The organism is Bifidobacterium sp. SO4 (assembly GCF_018555355.1).
Taxonomy (GTDB): domain Bacteria; phylum Actinomycetota; class Actinomycetes; order Actinomycetales; family Bifidobacteriaceae; genus Bifidobacterium; species Bifidobacterium miconisargentati.
This window is the reverse complement of record NZ_JAFEJP010000018.1, coordinates 23881-41926: the sequence shown is the minus strand read 5'-3', so window position 1 is coordinate 41926 and position 18046 is coordinate 23881. Positions and strand designations below refer to the sequence as shown.

Sequence of the window (18046 nt, the reverse complement as noted above, 5' to 3'; positions counted from 1 at the left end):
AAACGTTTGCACTTGCAGTTTACTTTCATGAAAGTGATGCAAGAAAATCATTGACAAAAATGGCTTATTGATTAAGTTTCTGAAGGGAATCACCATTTGGCAATCGTTTGCAAAAAGACTATGGCCTGACGTATTCTGAAATCTAGACGACTGAGTGGTATCAATCGATGACGTAGTGCCATGGTAGGAGAGAAGATGTTCGTTCAGAGCAGGCAACACCCCCGTTATCCGTTGTTGCGAACGTTGGCATCAATGCTTGTGGTGATTGCGATGCTGCTGGCCACTGCAATCGTGGGCGTGCCGGCCGCGCAGGCCGCGAACACCTACGAAATCGGCAGCGCCCAGGCTCCGGTCCTCAAGGATGACACGGAGATCACCATCGACGGCAAGCCGTACACCACCGGCATGACGGTGAACTACGGCGACCCGGTCAAGATGAAGCTGTACTGGACGATGCCGAACAACGCCAATATCCAGGAAGGCGATCAGTTCACCTACGACCTGCCGAAGGGCCTGAACTTCAAGTCCAACGAAACCTACACCATCTACGGCAACGACGGTGGCGAACGCGGCACGTTCACCGTCAACGGCAACAAGCTCGTGGCCACCTTCGACCGCAGCGATACCGGCTCGAACAAAAAGATCTACGTCACCGTCAACGGCACCATCACCGAATCGTCCACCGGCGACAACAACGGCGGCAAGGCCAGCTTCGAATTCCCCGGCGTCGGCCAGCTGGAAGTCAACGTGAACGAGCAGCACAGCCTGTGGGCGCAGAAGAACGGCGCCATCTCCACCGACGACCCCACCGTGTTCGATTTCGTGGTGGAAGTGCATGCCAAGGGCAGCAACAAGAACGTCAAGCTCGAAGACAAGATGGGTGAACTGCTCAAGCTGGTGCCGGGTTCGCTCAAGCTGTACACGGACCCGAACTGCACGAAGGAATACACCGGCAAATGGGAGTCCACGGAGCAGACCGATACCACTCCCAACGGGTTCACTGCCAACATCGACCAGATGACCGACGGTCAGGCGCTCTACGCGCGCTACAGCGTGAAGATTGACCGCAAGCAAGTCGCCGATAACGTCGGCACCGAGCTCGTCAAAAACAAGGTCACGTACCACAGCGACGACTACACGAAAAAGCAAACCACTGAGCAGAGCATCTGGCTGAACAGCAAATGGTCCGTGAAAAAGAACGGCAAGGCCAATACCGTCGATAAGACGGATGAGAACGGCAAGCCGGTGCTCGGCAAGGACGGCAAGCCGATACAGGTCACCATGGTCAATTGGACGATCACCGTCAACGCCGGTACGGACTCCGAAGTGCCCAACGCGACGACGATCAAGGACTCGCTCGGCAGCAACCTCAAGGCCCCGACCGGCGATGTGAAGGTCGTCTACTACGACGACAACTGGCAGCCGTACGAGACCACGCTGAAGTGGGCCGATCTGGTCAGCGGCAAGGCAACACTGCCCAGCAATGGCAAGCATCCTTACCAGCAGTACAAGATCACGTATTCCACCGAAGTCGAGAATCTGCCCGAAAGCGGCAGCGGCGACAAGGTCACGGTCCAGAACAATGTGACCGTAACGCCCGGCGACGGCAAGGGCACCGCGCTGCCCGGAACCGGCACGGTGACCATCGGCAAGGACGCCGTGGACCTGGACAAGAAGTACACCGGCGACGCGAACGCAGACAAGACGCTGCAATGGCTGACCACGTTCAAGGCCAAGGACGACCTGCCTAAGGGCAAAGTGCTGACCGATACCGTCGACGATGACGGCAAGGACCATGGGGACGGCTACGTCAAGCCCGATTCTCAGGTACTTGACCCAGACGCGAGCAAGATCAAGATCTACACCGACAGCGAGCTGACCAAGGAGTACAACGGCGACGTCACCAAGACGGTCGCTGCCGACCGCAAGTCGTTCACGATCACGTTCAACGACGAGATCAAGAAGAACACCAAGCTATACATCTCGTACACGTCCACCGTGCTCAACGGCACCCCGACCGGCACCACGTTCTACAACACGGCCCGCTTCGTGAACAAGGAGGCCACGGACAGCCACAAGCCGGTGGCCGACAACATGGAGAAGTCCAACCTGTCGAACCAGAACGATGGCAACGGCACGCCGATGAGCCGGAACACCATGCGCTGGCAGCTCAAGGTGCACGACATTCCGGACAACGCACAGTCCGTGGTCATCACCGATACGCTGTCCCACGGGGAGAAGGCCCCCGACAACAACTGGCAGTACTACGGCGATCACAGCTACATCCCCGGCTCGATGGTGGCCAAGGACTCCAAGGGCAACACGTACACTGGCGTGACCGTCACCGACAACGGCGACCACACGCTCACGTTCGTCATCGCCAAGGGAAGCAAGGCATTCGAGAAGGCACAGAGCGGCGAACTGCTCATCCAGTACGACACCACGTTCACTGACATCACCGGTGCTCTGGGGCAGCAAGGAAATCTGCTGTACAAGAACGAGGCCATCATCCATATCGATGGCAAGGCACAGCTGCCCGATTATTCGGACATCTGGGCCAAACCCGGCAACCTGGTCGCCAAGAAGGGCGTCTACGACAAGAAGACCGCGCCGAACATCAACTACACGGTGAACGTGAATCCGGGCGGTTCGACCCTGAACAAGGGCAAGTCGCTGACGCTTACCGATACGCTCGGTGAGGCACTCACCCTGCGTATGGACAGTGTGGTCATCACCGACACGAACACCAAGGCCGAAGTGACCGGTGCGACATACGCATATGATCCGAGCACGCGAAAGATCACGTTCACCGTGCCCGACTCGCGCGCGATCACGATTACCTACAAGGCCACCGTGCAGCTCAAGCCGGGGCAGGACTTCGGCGATCTCGGCAGTAACACGATCGTGCTCGCCGGCTACGAGAACAACAGCGGTACGGCAACCACCACGCAGACCGGCAAGGTCATCGACGCGCAGGGCGGTATCAGCTCCAACCTGTACTCGCTGCAGATCTACAAGTACGCCGATGGCGACGCCACCAAGCCGCTGAACGGCGCGAAGTTCAAGGTCGAGAAGCTTACTGTGGACATGGACGCCTCCAACGACGCATGGAGTTCGACTGGGACCGAGGTCGTGAATAACGGTTTGCAGTCCGGTACCACCGGTTACACATCGACGGCAGTTGGCCTGAACGCGGACGTGATTTACCGCGTGACCGAAACGCAGGGGCCTGACGGGTACCAGTACGATCCGAAGAACCCCGCCACACTGTACGTCGTGTTCCCGGGCGGCCAGCCCAGCGGTCATGAAGCCGCGTTCTATCAGGACAAAACCGTGAACGATACGTCGCTGACCGTCGCCGCCGCACGCGATGTGACGTTGCAGAACTACCTGTGGTCGGTGAGCAACGCCAGCACCAAGAAGGGCTCGTTCAAGCTCGACAAGAAGGACGAGCAGGGCAACTGGCTGGCCGGTGCCACGTTCACGCTGACCAAGAACGGCGACTCCTCGTTCGCTGCCCAGACGCAGACGACTGCTGATGGCCAATCGATTGAGTTCAAGGATCTTACTCCCGGCTCGTACACCCTCACCGAAACCACGGCCCCGGAAGGCTACCAAGCGGTTGACCCGATTGCTGTGACCGTGACGAATGCTGGCGCGGTCATTATCAACGGCAAGACCGTCTCGTCGGACGATGGCAAGCACCTGACCGTCACCGACCGCTCGAACGTCACTTCAATCCGCGCTCGCAAGGTGTGGAATGACGATAATAACCGTGACGGCAAGCGCAAGCCGGCCCGGTTCCAGCTGCAGAAGTCGACTGACGGCGGCACGACGTGGACCAACGTTGGCCAGGAGAAAGTGATCAACGAAAGCACGTCGGACGCGCAAGCCGTGGTCGAATGGACAGATCTGCCTGTGCGCGAGGGTGGCAAGGAAGTCAAGTACCAGGTTATTGAGGTGAACGCGGGCGAGGGCGGTTACGATACCACCCGATCTGATCCGGTAACCGGAGCGGACGGCGTGTCGACCACGACGTTCACCAACAAGTACACGCCGGAAACCGTCTCGGTGCCCGTCACCAAGGCGTGGAACGACGCGAACAACCAGGACGGCCTGCGCCCGACCGAAATCACCGTGCAGCTGTACGCCAACGGCGTCGCCGTGCCTGACAAGACGCTGACGATCAAGCCTGACGCGGACGGCCACTGGAAGGGCACTTTCGACAACCTGCCGAGGTACGAGAACGGCGCGCCCATCACATACACCGTGCAGGAAGTCAACCCGACCAAAGGCTACACGGCGACGACCAGCGGCACTGCAACCGATGCGGACGGCATCACCATCACCAACACGCACTATCCGACCGATACGAAGATTCGCGTCTCCAAGCGCGACCTCGGTGGCAAGGAAATCAAGGACGCGGAGATGGAGATCGACGGCACGGACGAGGACGGCAACAAGGTCACCGAAAAGTGGACCAGCAGCAAGGGCAAGTCGCATGAGGTCGAGCTGAAGCCCGGCACGTACACGCTCACCGAGCTGAAGGCGCCGAACGGCTACCGCGTGGCCGATCCGATCACGTTCAAGGTCGTGCGTAATGCCGACCAGTCGCTGTCCGTACAGGACGTGAACGGCAATGCTGTGGACGGCAACGTCATCGTCATGACCGACATCTATAAGACCACCGATGTGAAGATCTCCAAGGTGAGCCTGACCGGCGGCGTGGGCGAGATCGCCGGCGCGAAGCTCACCGTCACCGGCACCACGCTGGCCGGCGAGGCCATCAACCCGATTGAGTGGACCTCCACCGGAAAGAAGCACGAGATCACGCTCGTCCCCGGCACATACACACTGCACGAGGCCGAGGCGCCGTCCGGCTACCAGCCGGCGCGCGACATCACCTTCACGGTGAAGCTCAACGGTACGGTGAAGGTCGGCAAGGACACTGCGGCGGGCAACACCGTCACCATGACCGATGAGCTCAACACCACCAACGTGACCGTCTCCAAGACCGCTGTAGCCGGCGTGGCCGAACTTGCCGGTGCCGAGTTCAAACTGACCGGCACCACGTTCGAGGGCGATGCGGCACCGTTCGACACCGACGCATTCACGAAGCTTGACGGCGTGACGGTGAAGGAGAACGGTTCGACGCTGACCTGGACTTCCTCCGCGGACGGTCCGAAGACGTTCCAGCTGCCCAACGGTACGTACCAGCTCACCGAAACCAAGGCCCCGGAAGGCTACGACGTGGCCGCCAAGCCAATCACGTTCACCGTGGAAAACGGCAAGGTCGTGGTCGATGAGGTGGCCAGTAGCGGCAATGTGGTCCGCGTTGAGGACGCGGTCAAGTCGTATACGGCCGTGTCCGTCACCAAGCGCTGGGAAGACGGCGGCGCCCAGGACCTGCGCAAGGATGTGACCGTGAAGGCCGTGCTGTACAAGAACGGCGAGAAGATGACCGGTAAGGAATACAGCGTCGTGCTGGATGACAGCAACAACTGGACTTACGACTGGACCGGTCTGGACGCCAAGGACAACGAAGGCAACGAGATCACGTACACCGTGGACGAGGAGCTGTCCGGCGACAACAAAGACGAATACCACGCCTCGATCGTCAAGACGCCGAACGCCAACGGCTACGACGTCGTGATGTACAACATCCATCAGCCCGATGCGCGCAACATCGACCTGACCAAGACGTGGAAGGACAACGATAATCAGGACGGCATCCGCCCCGAGGCGATTCAGGTGACCGTGACCGGCACCAGCAAGCATCCGAAGGACGGCAGCACGACCGAGACGGAGGAGTACTCCGAGACCATGATCGTCACCACGCTCAAGGTTCCGGATAACGCCGACAAGAACACGTGGAAGTGGACGCTCGAGAACCTGCCGAAGAAGAACTCGTACGGCTACGAGTACACGTACTCCGTCAAGGAGACGCCGGTGGCCGGATACAACGACTTCGACGATTCCGGCGTGTGCACGGTGGATAAACCGACCGGCGATCAGTGCAACGTCACGTTCACGAAAACGTCTGCCGATGCTGACGAGAAGACCAACGAGCAGTTCGAGATCACCAATACGCACAAGCCCGAAACCACGGCCGTGACCGTGAGCAAGGTGTGGGACGACGCCCAGAACTTCAACGGTCAGCGCCCCAAGCAGGTGACCGTCTGGCTGCTGACCAGCCTGTGGAACCAGTCCAACGGCTGGCCCGAGCCGCAGGGTGATCAGTGCGTCGGTGACTTGGTCGGCGTGAGTTGCGCCGTGCTGACCGCTAAGAACAAGGCAACGACGGGAACCTCAGACGCGACCCAGTCCGATACGACCGACGGTACTGATACCAACACCACTGATCCGGACACCACCGAGTCCGAATCCACGCCGTCCAAGACCGAGCAGACTGGTTCCGAATCGACCGAGCAGTCCCAATCCGGCAAGACCGAGCAGTCCGGCACCGATCAGTCGGAGACCACGCCGTCCGAGACTGACCAGTCTGATCAATCCGACCAGACCGCATCCGAGCAGTCCGAATCGTCCGATCAGCCCGCTGACGGCGACGCAACCGCAACGGACCAGACCGACACGGAGACGCCCGCCGGCGAATCGAACGAAACGGATAGCAAGTCCGATGCGACCAAGGCCGCAACGGCCGATACGTGGACGTACACGTTCAATAACCTGCCGAAGTACCGCAACGGCAAGCTGCTGCGCTACTCCGTCACCGAAGAGGCCGTGGACGACTACACCGCGACGTTCGAGGACACCACGAAGTATCCGACAACGTCGGCCCCGTCCGAAGGCGGCAATACGGACACGTCGGCGACCCAAACGACGACCGGCGAACCGGAGGCGTACTCCTTCACGCTAAGCAACCGCAACGCGCCGAACAAGACCAACCTCAACGTACGCAAGGCGTGGAACGACAACGACGACAACACCCGTCCTCGCTCTATCTGGGTGCAGCTCTACGAGAAGAACGTCAGCACCACGTCCGCCGTGTTCGCCAACGTTACGACCGCGCCAAAGATCACCAACACCGACACCAGCAACCTGACCGCCGTCGGAGAACCGGTCGAACTGAACGAGAGCAACAACTGGGCGTATACGTTCACCATCAGCACGCACAAGCAATACGAGGTGCGCGAAGTCGCCAAGAACGACGGCAAGTACGTGCCGGTGCCCTCGATCGACGGCTACCAGCCGCCGATCATCACCGGCAACCAGACCCAGGGCTACACCATCACCAACACCAGCCTGCCGATCCTACCGGAAGCCGGCGGTGAGGGCACGACCCGCATCCTGCTGCTCGGCATGACGCTCATCGCACTGTCCGGCGCGTTCTTCGGCCGCAAGGCGCTCGCCGCCGCAGGCAAGCGCAACAAGAAGGGAGATCTCCGATGACTCGGAATACCGCGATGCGCGGCCTGACCGCCTCCCGGTCCGCTGAGAAGCCGGCCCATCTGACCAGGCGGGCCAAGGCGACGATGGCCCGTTCCTTCCGCAGGGGAGTGTCGAAGCTGTTCGCCATGATGCTGGGCGCGGCCATGACGCTCGGCGGTGCGGCCGCGACGACCGCCGCCGTCGCCGACGAAATGAACGCCAACGCCACGCAGCAGCAGGCCGCGGGCAAGACCAGCAAGACCATCGACCCGACCAAGGCCCAGTCCGACGTGACGATGATCGCATTCCAGCAGTCGTGGAACACCATCGCCAAGGAATGCGAGTCCACGTACGGGCCGGAAGGCGTCGGCTACGTGCAGATCTCCCCGCCTGAGGAGTCCGTGCAGGGCACCCAGTGGTGGACGGTCTACCAGCCGATCAGCTATTCGCTCAACTCGCGCTTCGGCACCGAATCCGAGCTGGAGAGCATGATCAAAACCTGCAACAGCGTGGGCGTGCAGATCATCGCCGACGTGGTGCTCAACCACACCTCCGGCCACGACGTCTCGTGGGTGGACGACCAGTACGGTGTGGCCGGCACCGCCTACAACGGCACGTACGGCCGTTATCCGGGCATCGGCATCTACCAGTACGAGGAAAGCGGCAACAATCACCAGTACGGCCTGGCCACGGGCGACTTCCACTCCTGCCGCACCAACATCGCCGACTACACCAACGCCGACGAAGTGCAGGACTGCCGTCTGTCGACCATGTGGGACATCAACACCGGCTCCAGCCGCGTGCAGACCATCCAGGCCGAATATCTCGCCAAGCTGTGGAACCTCGGCGTGCGCGGCTTCCGCATCGACTCCGCAAAGCACATCGACACGCTCGATCTGAAGGCCATCAAGGCGAAGCTCGCCCAGAAGATTGGCGTGAAGGCCGCCGACATCCCGTTCCAGCAGGAGGTCATCTACCACCAGGGCGAATCCCCGCTGCTCGCGCCGAAGAACTACACGGCCAACGGCGACGTCACCGAATTCTCCTACTCGTACCAGCTACGGCAGTACTTCAACGGCGACGTCTCCAACCTGAAGAACATCAGCAACGGACTGCTGCCGAGCAACAAGGCCACCGTGTTCGTGACCAACTGGGATACCGCACGCGGTTCCGAGACGCTCACGGTCGACTCCGGCTCGCGCTACGAGCTTGCGAACGCTTTCATGCTCGCCTACGACTACGGCAAGCCGAAGCTCATCTCCGACTACTACTTCACCGACGCCAACTCCGACGCCGGCCCGAACGGCACCACGGACACGCATGTGACCGACGTCGACTTCGACGAGGCGTGCAAGACGAGCGGCACCCGCGAACAGGGCCAGTGGCTGTGCGAGCAGCGCTGGGCGTCCGTGCGCGGCATGATCGGCTTCCATAATGCGGTGACCGGCACCACGGTCGGTCGCTGGCAGGACAACGGCGCGAACAACATCGGCTTCGCCCGTCAGGACGCCAACGGCAACGACCAGGGCTTCATCGCCATCAACAACACGTTGCAGGAACATGAGGAAACGTACGAAACGAACCTGCCCGACGGCGAGTACTGCGACGTGTACACGTCCGGCAAGACCTGCAACAAGGTGACCGTGAAGGACGGCAAGCTGAGCGTGACGATTGCCAAGCGCTCCGCCGTCGCGATCTACGCGGCCGCCGACAAGCCGGCCGATTGGGTCGGCTACGAGACCGCGGACACCGGTTACGACGATCAGGTCAACACCGACCGCATCGGCGACGATTCGGCCACGATCTACTACAAGCCCAGCTCCGACTGGGGCGACGACGTGTACATCCAGTACGCGATCGGCGACACGCTGCTCAACGGCACGCCCGTGAAGATGGAGAAGGTCTCCGGCAGCGACGCGGCCTGCGAGGCGGCGGACGGCTGGTACAAGACCACCATCAAGGACGCCACGGCGAAGCGGCTCAAGTACCGGTTCACCAACGACCCGACCGGTGCCGACAGTGCGCTGTGGGATTACCGCGACGGCTATTCGAACGCCGGCGGCTCCAAGCCGTACGAGAACGCGGTCGGCACGGCCATCACCGCGGTCGAGAACCACGACGAGACGATCGGCGTGCCGTTCGTGTGCGTCGCCTCGACCAAGACCACGTTCACCGTGCACTTCAAGGCCACCAGTGACGCGCAGAAGCAGGCGACCGGCGTGGTCGTCTGGGGCACGGACGTGAACGGCAACGCGCTGGGCAAGACGTACCATGCGTTCGACAAGACCTCCGATTCGTGGGGCAAGCGCATGAGTACGACGCTGGGCGGCGACTTCACCTCGGTGAACTATCGCATCGTCGCTGCTGAGGACGGATCGGTGGACGCTGATGCGGTCTCTGGCACAAGCGACTCGTACACGGCTTCCGTGATCGACAAGAAGGAAGGCAGCGTGGTCGCCAAGGTGCGCGGCTCCATCGAGGCGTGGGCCGACGGTTCCGACGGCAAGTCGTACGACTCGTCCGAGGAATCGCGCAACCCGGCCTCCGTGCCCACGCCGAACGACGTGAAGAACCCGAAGCAGCTCAACGTGATCGTGCACTACATGCGCGCCGACGGCAACTACCAGGAGTACGACCTCGACACGGACGCCTGGAAGGGCTGGGATCTGTGGATGTGGTCGGGTGAGCAGTCCGGCTCCCCGGTCTCGTTCACCGAGCATGACGACTACGGCATGATCGCGCGCTACACGCTCAACCAGCCGACCAAGGGCAACCGCACGCCCGAGTTCGTCCTGCGCCAGGGCGGTGATTCGTGGATGAGCAAGGACCCGGACGGCAACGACCGTCTGATCCCCGAGTCCGCGATTCAGGTGGCGGCCGGCCAGAACGAGACCGGTACGGCCGAGATCTGGCTGGTGAGTGGCGATCCGACGATCTACACGTATCGTCCGTCGGTGCTCGGCGTGACGTTCGAGACCGGTTTCGATTGGAACGTCAGCCCGCAGGCCGTGGTCTACGGCGGCACGGTCCGTCCGATCGCCGACAACCAGGTGCCGAAGCGCGAGGGGTACATCCTCACCGGTTGGACCACCGATGCGGATGGCACTGAGCCGTTCACGATCGGCGAGGGCGGCACTCGGGTGACTGAACGCCTCAAGCTGTACGCCCAGTACGAGAAAGCGAACGTGGTCAAGTTCGATACCGGCATCGACTGGAACGTCTCGTCGCAGACGGTGAGGACCAGCGGAACCGTGGCTCCGATCGCTGCCAACCAGGTGCCTCGTCGCGACGGCTACGACCTGCTCGGCTGGAGCACCGAGGAGGGGGCGACCGAACCGAACTTCACGATCGGTGACGGCGGCACTCCGGTGAACGGTGACATCACGCTGCACGCGGTGTGGAAGATCAAGCAGTACACGGTGACGTTCGTGACCGGTGAGGGTGGTTCGGATATCGCGCAGCAGACCGTCAACCATGGCGATGCGGTCACGCGGCCGGCCGATCCGACGATGGCGGGCAAGACGTTCGTCGGCTGGACGACGGACGCGGACGGCAAGACGCCGTACGTGTTCGGTTCGGCGGTGACCGGCGACCTGACGCTGTACGCCAAGTGGGATGACGAGCCGTCCGCGAAGTACTACCTGGTGACGTTCCACCGCAACGACGGCACGACCGGCTCCGGCGAGGCCACTGCGATGTACGTCAAGTCCGGCGAGAAACTGACCGCGCCTACGCTGGCCCGCGACGGGTACCGTCTGACCGGCTGGTACACGGCTGCGGACGGTAGCGGCACGGCGTACGACTTCGCGACGGGTGTGACCAGTGATCTGACGCTGTACGCGCATTGGGTACGGGCTTGGAAGGTGACGTTCGACCTCAACTACGAGGGCGCTCCGGCTGCCGGTAAGGACGGTTCGGTGCCCACGCAGATGGTGGACGACGGCGCGAACGCCTACGTTGCGGAGCCTTCGCCCAAGCCGACCCGTGAGGGATACACGTTCGAGGGATGGTATGCGGATACCGAGCTGAGCACGAAGTTCGTGTTCAAGGGTGAGGACGGCAAGGATCCTTCGCTGGTGACGGCCGACATCACCCTCTACGCCAAGTGGGTGAAGGAAGGCAGGAAGTGGACGATTACGTTCAAGACCAATGCGGGCGACCTTTCTGAAGTGTTTGACACGCAGGAGGTTCCCGACGGCGAGTACCTGACCAAGCCGAAGACCAAGCTGACCCGCGAGGGCTACACCTTCCAAGGCTGGACCACCGTGAGGAACGACGCCTTCGCCTCGAACAAGAACGGCACGTTCTCGGGCGGCAGCGCCTTCGGCTTCGACGCCGACGGCAAGAGCCTCATCCCGATCGACCGCAACGGCACCCTCTACGCCCTCTGGTCCAAGAACTGATAACTGAATAACGAACGCAGCAGGCCGGTACCGTGACAAGCCATCAAGGCCATCACGGTACCGGCCTGTTCGTTGGTCGCCGTTGTATCAGGGTTGACACCCGTATTCTCGGTTCCCCTTGTCAGGACATCGCCATGAAGCAACCTCCCTCGGCTCCCCTTGTCAGGACATCGCCGTGAGGCGAACAGCAGAGCTGTTTGTAGGCGATGTGCGAGACGACAGTCGAGCCAGCGGACTGCGAACGAAGTTCGTCCTTAAGTGCAGGGCGAGCTGGCGGCGAAGCCGACTGAGGGGTAGTCCAACGAGGATTAACAGAGCCGTCCCCTTGATAACAACATCGGGCCATGAAAACACGATTGCCGACTACTAGCTATTCCAAAATCAGCAATCGTTTGCAATTGCATTCAACTTTCAGAAAAATGATGACTTGCATCATTCCGTCAGCATTGGTCTGATCTCTTTAATGCCGCTAAAACACGCCGAAACCGTTATAAAACCTAGCATTCTCCCATGTATAATGCGCCCTAAGAAAGGCAAGGCGGCACCAGTCGACGACGAAGATGCCGCACTAGGAGGAATCATGGCTCACCAAAACCATCGCGTCTCGCCACGCACCATACTGCAAACGTTCGCATCTTTTGTGATTGCGCTTGCCGTGCTGCTGCCTATCACCCTAATCGCCGGCACCGCGTCCGCCGAGGAAGGCGCCACCTCCACCGTTACCAGCGTGAACTCGTACTGGCTGGTGTGGAGCAATAAGGCCGGAAGCTATGTGCCCACCAACATGCCGCAGTCGTTCGACGGCAACACAGGCATCGTGCGTCCCCTCGCTCAGTTCGACCTGAGCGCGTCCGGCCAGTCCATGGCTGAAGGCGGCAACATGATCCCTGCCAAAAGCCTCGAATGGCGCATCACGCAATACGTGTTCAAGGATCGCGACGGCAATCCGCTCGGCATCGAGAAGACACAGATCGCCGTACCGGAATGCTCGGAGGGGTACAACAGCGGCAACGGCCTGTGCTACACCGTGGACGAGAGCACCCACGAATACGTGCTCACCAACGCTATCACCGTTTCCGCGGCCGCTACCTTCTCCGTGCAGGTCACATACGACGTCGACCCCAGCAAGGTTCCCGACGCGGACACCACACCGGGCAAGGATTATTACAAGTACGTTGAAGGCGAAATCACCTCCACCGGCAAGCTCCCCGGCAACGACAAGCCGGTGGAGAGCACCAAAAACACCGCCAAAGTCAATACAAGCCTGATTGTCACCGATACTGAGAAGGACTACAGCGACGCGACGGACACGATACCGGAAGGATTGGAAGATTACGCCAACGCTGGTGAACGATACGTGCTATGGAAGGTCACGGTAAAGGCGGAGGGCGAGCAACCGGGAACTGTGACCATTGCCGATGGTGGTCCGACTGATGGCCTAGGTGGTTGGACCCTCGGCGTTCTTGACTCGAGCAAGAAGCCGATCATCGACGAAGAAGGAAATCTTTGTGGAGCGTATGGGTATTCCGACTGCACTGTGTCCGTCAAGGGCGGTGGCACCTACACCTATTACGTCGTTACCGTCTATGACCAAAGCGATCTTGACAACGCGATGGACACTGACGGCAGTTACACCTTCGCCAACAGCGTCAGCGCAACCGTCACAGGGCAGGACGACGACCAGTCCAGCACCAAGGATGCCGAAGACAGCAAAACCATCGGCAGTACCAAGTCGTTCGAATATAGCGGCGATTTGTATCGCATGTTCAAGGGGTGCACCACTTCTGATGGCAATGACTTGCAGGTGATGAACGACTGCACGACTCCCGGCGCATTGACGGCGTTGGAGAACGACAGCGAAGTGCGCCTGAATTCCTTTGTGAACCATTACTTCGCCCAGACGTACGCGCTGACCACGGCGGACGGCCAAGTGTCGAAAAACCAAAGCGATTACGGACAGCAGTATGTGCACCACGAATTCATCGACGACATGTTCGCATTTGGCGAAGAAACTGCCGGCGAAATGGAGCAGAACGGAACGTATCCAAATGGGTATCGGGCGAGTGATCCGGAACCCACTAAGGGCTATGCCGAGCTGACGCCCGAGGATTTCAGCATCGAGTATGTCAATATTCCCCAAATCACCAATTGGTCCAACTACAAATACCAGCAGGGGAGCAGCACATACACGCCATTGACGGACAGTCCCGGATTCACGGTCTCCGACTGGGCGCTCACCGATACTGGCGATTGGGGATTGGTGCCCCGCACTCCGGACAACGATCACAACCAGACGACGCTGACCATCGAAGGACTGGCGTACGGCAAGGAGAATGATGGCCAGTGGGTCAGCCAGGGGTGGAAGACGCTAGAGACGTTCACGTTGAAGGATCTGTATCAGAACGCGAAGTCTGTATCCACAGGCTCCGGCACCGGTTACAGTGTTGTGGCGGTCAAGGCGGTCTACCAATCGTCGTCCTCCGCGGCGGTGGAGCTGAACCTCGCCGCATCCGTGGTACTGCGCCCGACCGACCATGTCAAGGGACTGCTGCGCAAGCTCAATGACAGTAAGACGGCTTCGACCACGGAGCTGCGCGACGATTACGTGACACTGACCGACTACAACACGATGACCATATACACGCAGAGGCAGTGGGAGAACAAGACCTCGAAATGGCCGACGGCCTTCAATCTTGCGCAGGCGACTCAAAGTTCGAAAGCTGGCATCGGTGCTTGCGTGAACCCTGATAGTAGCGTCTCCGGTTGGAGGGGAAAGTTCAACACGTTCCCGTTTTCGCACGATTTCCAGTATCTCGACAATCCGTCTTCGTCGTCGCCATTCCAAGGCGTGCCACTGTGCCATACCAAGGCCACGCAGAAACTCACCCCATTCTCGCTGACTTCAGTCAAACAGAAAGCCATCGACGGCGAGGTGACCAACGATAAAGCCAACAGCCGCGTGAAAATCCCGTACAAAGTCACGATGGGTGAGTCCGGCATCTTCACCACCGCCTATGTCAAAAGCGAGTGGGCCAAGTCGCAGCAGTCCGGCACGTTCTACGATCTGCTGCCCGCCGGCGTCGTGCCGGACGTCACCAGCGTCAAGGTCACCGCCACCGACGGCACAACCGAGATGATCGTGACCGATATCCAAACGCACGCGAACTACAAAGGCAGTGGTCGAACGCTGCTCGTCGTCGACGCGAAAGCGCCAGACGAATATAAGAACGTGCACTACAGCACGTCTGCAACTGACGATACCGGCAGATCCACGATGACGCTGCGATTTGACGCCTATATCTCTTGGCAGGATGCCAGCGATTACGGTTACAACAATGAAGTCAAGCCGCTGCACAACGTGGTGGCCTACCGGTCCGGCAACAAGACCATCGCCAAAGGCGATGACAACGACGACTTGACCAATTTGGATAAGGCTACATTATGCACTTTTGCAGATGGCTGTTTGTGGAGTGACGACGAAAAATCCGCGCTCGCCAATCTCACCTTCAAGAACACGGACAACCGCTTCCTTTACGCCGACGCCAGCAACAGGATCAGCTTCATCACCTCGTCCTCGTCCGGTCTGACCAAGCACATCCGCGGCGGCACGCAGATTGACTGGACGAACGGCATGAAGAATCAGGTCATGCTGCGTGCGGGAGGGGAATACACGTATCGCTTGCGCTACACCGCTGATTCCGCCACTTCGGCCAGCGGTATTGTGCTTTACGATTCATTGGAGAACTACCTCAGTTCCGATACATCGGCATCGGACACGGCGGTGGATAAGAATACGCCGCGTTGGAGGGGCACGCTCAGCAGCGTGGATGTGCGACAGGCCACGGACGATGGCTTCGCGCCGAAGGTGTATTGCTCAACGCAAGAGGATCTCAAGCTGTACGGTCCGACCAATGGCGAGAACGAAAGCAACCGCGATTTGGCGAACACCGCGATTTGGCAGGACTGCACGCCGTCCACGCATGCCGATTACGACTACTCGACAGTCAAGGCCGTCGCAATCGACCTCAGCAAAACTGAAGACGGCGGTAACGCGACGCTTGCCCCAGGCCAGTCCGTGCAGGTGACGCTCGTCATGAACGCTCCTACGAACCCAAGCGATGTTGCCCATTATGTGGCCGCCGATATGCACGCCTACAACGGCACTCACGTCAAAGCCACCACGGCCCGGCAGGATGAAGGCGGGGCGGCGGTCATGGCCATCAACGACATCGACTTTGGCTATACGCGGGTCGGTCTGGTTGCGGACACCACCACATTCACATTCACCAAGGTGGACGGTTCTGATACCGCGGAAACCAAGCCGCTCGCCGGTGCCACATTCGCGCTGTATCGGTGGGTTGGTTCTGGTTCGGCACCGACTTCCGACCTGATTGACCCGGACAAGATTGCCTCTGCCGGCGATAGCGCCGACTGGACGCGGGTTGGTGAACTCAAAACCAGCGATGCGGATGGCAAGGTCGAGCTCGGTGGCCTGATGGTCGGCACATATCGGCTGATTGAGACCAAAGCCCCGGACGGCTTCGACAAGCCCGACTGCCAATGGTCGATAGTCGTGGGCTTCGGTCCTGTGAATAAGGAACTCATCATCCACGAGCCTACTGTGGTGAAGGCCTCCGATACCGCCACAAACAACGAGTCGGATGGCAACGTGGACCCCCATAATCCCGTCTTCACACAGGACGGCAGCGGCAACTACACCCTTGCCAACTACCCCGGCGTCACGCTGCCGGAAACGGGCGGCATCGGTGCGTGGTCGGTCATATCCGCGGGCGGCATCATGGTCATCCTCGGCGGTGCGTGCCTGGCCCTTATCCACATCTCCCGCAGCCGCAGTCTTCGGTAACGGTCGGTCGGCGTTCGGAGGGAGCCGAATGTGCGCCGGCCGTGCGCCGGCCGTGCGCCGCTTGGGTCGGCGCCTGTCTCAAACCGTCACTAAGTATGCGGCTCGACCATGCCCTCGCATACATAGTGTGGGTTTGGACGTGCGAAACGACACTATGTATGCGGGCCCTTCGTTCAGCCGCATACATAGTGTGGGTTTGGGCTCTCAAACGCCATGGGGGCTTCCGTACCCAATATGTGCCATAGAAAACAAGCGAGGCGGCTCCCCTTTGGTATGGGGAGAACCGCCTCGCTTATGTCAATCGGCTGAATCGGCCGTCAAGCAGTCATTCAGTATCCGTCACTTCGCCGAGCCAGCCGACCCGGCCGCACCGGCCTTGCGGCGGGCGTTGGCCACGGCGTACAGGCTGATGCCCGCCGCCACGGAGGCGTTGAGCGACTCCACGGACGAGCTGATCGGGATGCCGGCGATGGCGTCGCACGCCTCGCGCACCAGACGGCTCAGGCCGCTGCCCTCGGAGCCCAGCACCACCACAAGCGGATCGGTCTCGAAGCCGGTCTCGCCCACGAGCTTGTCGCCGCCGCCGTCGAGACCCACCACGTAGTAGCCGCGCTCCTTCAATCCCTCAATCGCCTTGTTGAGGTTCACCACGCGGGCCACCGGCATGTGCGCGGCCGCACCGGCGGACACCTTCCAGGCCGCGGCGGTCACGGAAGCGGAACGACGCTCCGGCAGAATCACGCCGTTGGCGCCGAACGCGGCCGCCGAACGGATCACGGCGCCCAGGTTCTGCGGGTCGGTCACGCCGTCGAGCGCGATGAACAGCGGACGGGCGGCGATGCGCGCGGCCGCAGAGTTCGCGGCCTCCATCGCCTTCGCCTTCTTCTCCGCACGGTCGGCCAGCGAGGCCAGCGAGGAGTACTCGAACGGGTTGACCTTGAGGATCACGCCCTGATGATTGCCGGAGCGGGCGATGCGGTCCATCTCCAGACGGTCGGCCTCCATCATGTGCAGGCCGGACGTGCCCGCCAGCTTCACGATCTCGCGCGTGCGGTCGTCATGCTCGATGCGGGACATGATGTACAGCGTGGAGCTCGGCACGCCCACGCGCAGCGCCTCCAGCACGGAGTTGCGGCCGAACACCAGATCGGAGGTGTCCGCGGAGGCGAACTTGTCCACGCGCCTGCGGGCCGCAAGGCGCGGATCGGCCATCTTACGGCGATCAGCCGCCTTCTTGGCCGCGTAGGCCTTGTGATAGACGCGGTCCTCGGCCTTCGGAGTGGGGCCGTGACCCTTCAGTTTGTTACGATGCTTGCCACCCGACCCCTTGGTCGGTCCTTTCTTAATAGCCATAGGTGCCATTCTCCCAGCACCCCAGCCCAAGCGTGCC

General features: G+C 60.8%; 4 protein-coding genes. 3 read left to right on the top strand and 1 reads right to left on the bottom strand.

Translation table 11 applies throughout. The features are described from left to right. The first annotated feature begins 252 nt into the window (after positions 1-252). The 3 genes from JS536_RS11985 (at position 253) to JS536_RS10455 (ending at position 16656) form a co-directional block, all read left to right on the top strand. Complete coding sequence (locus JS536_RS11985; protein WP_214356870.1) at positions 253-7410, top strand: Cna B-type domain-containing protein; 7158 nt, start codon at positions 253-255, stop codon at positions 7408-7410. After that, positions 7407-11792 (top strand): InlB B-repeat-containing protein, encoded by a 4386-nt coding sequence (locus tag JS536_RS10460; protein WP_214356869.1) that lies wholly within the window; start codon positions 7407-7409, stop codon positions 11790-11792. Before JS536_RS11985 ends, JS536_RS10460 begins: the two co-directional genes overlap by 4 nt. A 580-nt stretch (positions 11793-12372) precedes the next feature. After that, complete coding sequence (locus JS536_RS10455) at positions 12373-16656, top strand: SpaA isopeptide-forming pilin-related protein (protein ID WP_214356868.1); 4284 nt, start codon at positions 12373-12375, stop codon at positions 16654-16656. Between the two features lie 339 nt (positions 16657-16995). On the opposite strand, the gene rlmB is transcribed toward JS536_RS10455, so the two are convergent. Continuing rightward, positions 16996-18009 (bottom strand): 23S rRNA (guanosine(2251)-2'-O)-methyltransferase RlmB, encoded by a 1014-nt coding sequence (rlmB, locus tag JS536_RS10450; protein ID WP_214356867.1) that lies wholly within the window; start codon positions 18007-18009, stop codon positions 16996-16998. Positions 18010-18046 lie beyond the last annotated feature (37 nt).